This window comes from Streptomyces sp. NRRL F-5630 (assembly GCF_000719475.1).
Lineage (GTDB): Bacteria > Actinomycetota > Actinomycetes > Streptomycetales > Streptomycetaceae > Streptomyces.
The window spans coordinates 1-5,004 of sequence record NZ_JOGO01000144.1; the positions used below are offsets into that span (position 1 = coordinate 1).

3 protein-coding genes, 1 rRNA gene and 1 pseudogene are annotated in these 5,004 nt (G+C 71.8%); 4 read left to right on the forward strand and 1 reads right to left on the reverse strand.

Annotated features, from left to right (window positions below; translation table 11 throughout):
- Positions 1-208 precede the first annotated feature (208 nt).
- From rrf to IF99_RS34550, 3 genes and pseudogenes are all read left to right on the forward strand, one after another.
- A 5S ribosomal RNA gene (gene rrf, locus IF99_RS0129840) occupies positions 209-326 on the forward strand.
- Between the two features lie 329 nt (positions 327-655).
- Positions 656-1,495 (forward strand): annotated as a pseudogene (locus tag IF99_RS35530) (hypothetical protein); the annotation flags it as partial.
- A 135-nt stretch (positions 1,496-1,630) separates the two neighbouring features.
- A complete protein-coding gene (locus tag IF99_RS34550) occupies positions 1,631-2,377 on the forward strand; it encodes a tetratricopeptide repeat protein (RefSeq protein ID WP_234340917.1) in 747 nt (248 codons plus the stop codon).
- Between the two features lie 103 nt (positions 2,378-2,480).
- Here IF99_RS34550 and IF99_RS0129850 read toward each other — a convergent pair whose 3' ends face one another.
- The gene (locus tag IF99_RS0129850; RefSeq protein WP_031001518.1) at positions 2,481-3,758 is read right to left on the reverse strand and encodes a DUF1015 family protein; all 1,278 of its coding nucleotides are present in this window, start codon (positions 3,756-3,758) and stop codon (positions 2,481-2,483) included.
- A gap of 168 nt (positions 3,759-3,926) precedes the next feature.
- Between IF99_RS0129850 and IF99_RS0129855 the strand changes: the two genes are divergently transcribed.
- Entirely contained in the window at positions 3,927-4,991 is a 1,065-nt protein-coding gene (locus IF99_RS0129855; protein ID WP_031001520.1) for an HAD-IIA family hydrolase, read from the forward strand.
- Positions 4,992-5,004: the final 13 nt, after the last annotated feature.

Genomic DNA, 5,004 nt, shown 5'->3' on the forward strand with positions numbered 1-5,004 from the left:
TGGGTTGATAGGCCGGATATGGAAGCCCTGTGAGGGGTGGAGTTGACCGGTACTAATAGGCCGAGGGCTTGTCCTCAGTTGCTCGCGTCCACTGTGTTGTTCCCAGACAACGAACAGCGTTGTCGGTTTGAACACCACTTAATTGAAAAGTGTGCTTGTTCGCTGACCCTGTTCAGCTCCGTATTCTGTGCGGAGGGTCTGAAAGGGTTTCGGTGGTCATAGCGTGAGGGAAACGCCCGGTCCCATTCCGAACCCGGAAGCTAAGCCTCAAAGCGCCGATGGTACTGCAAGGGGGACCTTGTGGGTTTCGTACACTTTTTCTGTAGGACCACCGCTCGTCAGGTATGCGGTGGCAGTCAGTCCCGAGGAGTCCCGCATGTCCCCCAACCCTTCCGACGAGCGTCCCGAGCGCCGAGGCCGCGACCGGGACGGCGGTGAGCGGGGCGGACAGCGCGGTGGCTTCCGCCGTGACGGCCAGCGCGACGGTCAGCGGAGTGGCGGTTTCCGCCGCGACGACCGCGGCGAGCGTCGTGACGACCGTGGTGGCTTCCGGCGTGACGATCGCCCGCCGTTCCGCCGGGACGATCGTGGAGACCGGCCTTCGTTCCGCCGTGACGATCAGGGCGGACGCCCGCCGTTCCGTCGTGACGACCGCCCCTCGTTCCGTCGCGACGACCGAGGTGATCGCCCCGGATTCCGCCGCGATGATCGTGGTGAGCGTCGTGACGACCGTGGTGGCTTCCGGCGTGACGATCGTGGTGAGCGTCGTGACGACCGCCCGCCGTTTCGCCGGGACGATCGTGGAGACCGGCCTTCGTTCCGCCGTGACGATCAGGGCGGACGCCCGCCGTTCCGTCGTGACGACCGCCGCGACGACCGCCCCTCGTTCCGTCGCGACGACCGAGGTGCTCCGCGGCGTGACGACCGCCGCGATGACCGTGGTGGGTTCCGTCGCGATGATCGTGGTGAGCGGCCTGCTTTCCGGCGTGACGATCGCCGTGATGACCGGCCTTCGTTCCGTCGTGATGACCGGGATGCTCCCCGTCGTGACGACCGCCGTGACGATCGTGGTGGGTTCCGTCGTGACGACCGTGGTGAGCGGCCGGCCTTCCGTCGTGACGACCGTGACGCTCCGCGTCGTGATCGTCGTGATGATCGCCCGTCGTTCCGTCGTGACGACCGGGATGCCCCGCGTCGTGACGACCGCCATGACGACCGTGGTGGGTTCCGTCGCGATGACCGTGGTGAGCGGCCTGCTTTCCGGCGTGAGGACCGCCGTGATGACCGGCCGTCGTTCCGTCGAGACGACCGCGACGCTCCGCGGCGTGACGACCGCCGCGATGACCGTGGTGGGTTCCGTCGCGACGAGCGGCCTCGACGGGATGATCGTGGTGGGTTCCGCGGTGGGCGTGACGGGCGGCCTTCCGGCGGCCCGCGTCGTGACGACCGGCGCGATGACCGGCGTGGCGGCGGCTTCCGGGGGCGGGACGACCGCGGCGGCCGGGACCGGGATCGTCGGGACGACCGTGGCGGTTACCGCGGGGACCGGGACCGGGAGCCCGTCAAGCGGCTGCCGATCCCCGAGGAGGTCACCGGCTTCGAGATCGACGGCGCGGTGCGCCAGGAGCTGATGAGCCTGCCCAAGACGCTCGCCGACGACGTGGCGCGCAACCTCGTCATGGTCGCGCAGCTCATCGACGAGGACCCCGAGAAGGCGTACGGCTATGCGAAGGTCGCGCTGCGACTCGCCTCGCGCGTCGGCGCCGTACGCGAGGCGGCCGGCTTCGCCTCGTACGCGACCCAGCGCTACGACGAGGCGCTGAAGGAATTCCGCACCGCCCGGCGCATGTCGGGCAGCGTGGAGCTGTGGCCCGTCATCGCGGACTGCGAGCGGGGACTCGGGCGGCCCGAGAAGGCGCTTGAGATGGCCGGGGCGCCCGAGGTGCAGAAGCTGGACAAGGCCGGGCAGGTCGAGATGCGGCTCGTCGCCGCCGGGGCCCGTCGCGACCTCGGTCAGCTCGATGCCGCGATCGTGACCCTCCAGAGCCCCGAGCTGGCCTCGAACGGGGTCCACCCGTGGACCGCGCGGCTGCGCTACGCCTATGCCGACGCGCTGCTCGCCGCGGACCGTACCGAAGAGGCCCGCGAGTGGTTCGCGAAGGCCGTGGAGTCCGACAAGGACGGCACGACCGACGCCTCCGACCGGCTCGCGGAGCTGGACGGGGTCGAGTTCACGGACGCGTACGAGGAGGCGGAGGCGGACGAGGAGTCCGGCGCCGCCGAGCACGTCACGGGCGAGGACGCGAAGCCGGACGACGTTCGGTCCGAGGGCCTGCGTGGCAGCGACGACGAGCGCGAGGCGCGGCAGGACAGCTGACCGACGCGCTCTGCGAGCCGCAGGTACGAAAGCGGGCGGTGCCCCTCCACGAGGAGCACCGCCCGCTTTTTGTGTGTCCGGACCGGTTAGATCGTCGGGCCGCTCAGACGGTCAAGTCACGGAGGACGAGGCCCGTGGCCGGCTTCGGGCCGAAGGAGGTCGATTTGCGGGGCATCCGGACGCCCTGCCCGGCCAGCTCCCGTACGACAGACTCGGTGACGGGGTGGAGGAGGACCGCGGTGCCGCCCGCGCGCGCGGCCTGTTCGGCGACGGCCGCGGCGTCGTGCAGGTAGCTGATCGAGCCGGGGGCGTCGGGCACGTGCCACAGGTGGCCGAGCAACGTCGTGTGCAGGACGGTCGCGTCCAGGGAACGCCACGCGGGCGGCGGGCCGGCCGGGACGGTGCGTGCGAGGAGCGCGAGGTCGGGACGGTCGGCGAGGTGGAAGGCGGTGCCGTCGGTGAGGAGGAAGGCGTTGCCGTCCTCGGCGGCGTCCGCGAGGGCCTGGCGGGCGTGCGGCAGCGGGCCGTCCACCGCGCGCACGCGGAAAGCGCCGTCCATGGCCGCGAGGGCCTGCTTCAGCGGGAGCGCGGGCAGCAGGCGGTGGATCGCGCGTACCCGCAGCGGAAAGCGCGCCGTGTCCACCAGGAGGACGAGGCCCTCGTCCCAGGGGCCGGGGGAGGGGTGCTGTCCCTTGAGTCGCAGGTACGTGGCCCAGCGGTGGTGGCCGTCCGCGATGAGCGCCTGGCGCTCCGTGAGATCGGCGCGGACCTCGGCGATCTCGGCGGGGTCCGTCACGGCCCACAGCCGGTGCGCGAAGCCGTCCTCCGTGGTCGTGGCGAGGAGCGGAGCGGTCCGAACGGTCTTCTCGACGACCCGCGCCGTGCCGGGGCCCTCCTCCTGAGGGCCTTGGTACGTGAGAAGCAGTGGCTCCAGGTTCGCGGCCGTCGCGCGGAGGAGGTCGGCGCGTTCGGCCACCACCTCGGGGATGACGTCCTCATGCGGCAGGACGACGCCCTCGGACGGTTCCGAGAGGCGCAGGGCGCCGATGACCCCGCGCTGGAGGATGCCGTCGCCGCGTTGCTCGTACACGTACAGAGCCGGTTGCTCGTCGACGGCGAGGATGCCGTCGGCGAGCCAGGCGCGCAGCGTGCGGGCGGCCCGCTCGTCGCGTACGGCAGGGGATTCTCCTTGCGGGAGGATGAGCCGGACGATGTTGTGCGGGTCCGCGTTCTCCAGGTGCAGCAGGCCGTCAGGCCGCACGACGACGTCGTACGGCGGGGAGGTCACCGCGGCGAGCGAGCGCACCCGCTCGGCGACGTAGCGCACGCCGCGGAAGGGCGACAGGCGCAGTCCGTTCTGCTCGGGCCCCGGAGAAGTCATCCGTGCATCGTATGCGTGAAGCGGGGGCGGACGCCGGGCGGTGCCTGAGCGGGGCCTGGCGGTACGTGGTGGGGCATCGGGCGGTGCGTGGTAGGGACATCGGGGATGATCGGGAAGACGGATGATCGTCCGATCGTGCCGACGATGCCGAGCGAGGAGTGCCGCAATATGACCGAGAAGGTTCGGACCGTGACCGGATCGAGCGAGGAACGGCTCGACGCGGTGTACGACACGGCGCTGCTCGACCTGGACGGGGTCGTCTACGCCGGCGGCGAGGCCGTGGCGCACGCCGTCGACTCGCTCGCCACCGCGCGCGAGGGCGGGATGCACCTCGCGTACGTCACCAACAACGCGCTGCGCCCGCCCTCGGCGGTGGCGGCGCACCTCAGCGAGCTGGGCGTTCCGGCGGACGCCTCGGACGTCATCACGTCGGCGCAGGCCGTCGCGCGGCTCATCGCGGACGAACAGCCGGAGGGCGCGCGGGTGCTCCTCATCGGGGGCGAGGGGCTGCGGCAGGCGCTCGTCGAACGCGGCCTCGTGCCCGTCGACTCGGCGGACGACGAACCCGCGGCGGTCGCGCAGGGGTACGGAGGCCCCGATTTCCCGTGGTCGCGGTTCGCGGAGGCGGGCTACGCCGTACGGGCCGGAGTGCCGTGGTACGCCTCCAACACGGACCTCACGATCCCGAGCGGACGCGGGATCGCGCCGGGCAACGGGGCGGCCGTCGAGGTCGTGCGGATCGCCTCGGGCGGGGAGCCCAAAGTGGCGGGCAAACCGCTCCCGCCGATGCACCGGGAAACGATTCTGCGTACGGGCGCGAAGCGGCCCCTCGTCGTGGGGGACCGGCTGGACACGGATATCGAGGGCGCGAACGCGGGCGGTGTCGACTCGCTGCTCGTGCTGACGGGCGTGACGGACGCGGTGGCGCTGCTGCGCGCGGTTCCGGAGCATCGGCCGACGTATGTGGGGCGCGACCTGCGGGAGCTGCTGGTGGGCCACGAGGCGCCGCGTGCGGAGAACGACGGCGCGTGGGTGTGCGGCCGGGCACGGGCGCGGGTCAGGGACGGGGAGCTTGTACTGGAGAGGAACGGCGCGGACACGGGCGGCGGGGCGGAGGGGGATGGCGCGATGCTCGACGGGCTGCGGGCGCTGTGTGCCGCGGCGTGGAGTGCGGGGGGAGAGCGTGGCTTCGACGGGGAGGTCGCGGGGGCGGTGAAGTCGTTGGGGGTGTAGGGGGGTGCCGAGG

Bases quoted from the DNA above. Each gene is read 5' to 3' on its own strand.
- IF99_RS0129855 (WP_031001520.1), top strand. From the start codon at position 3,927: ATGACCGAGAAGGTTCGGACCGTGACCGGATCGAGCGAGGAACGGCTC.
- IF99_RS0129850 (WP_031001518.1), bottom strand. From the start codon at position 3,758: ATGACTTCTCCGGGGCCCGAGCAGAACGGACTGCGCCTGTCGCCCTTC.
- IF99_RS34550 (WP_234340917.1), top strand. From the start codon at position 1,631: ATGAGCCTGCCCAAGACGCTCGCCGACGACGTGGCGCGCAACCTCGTC.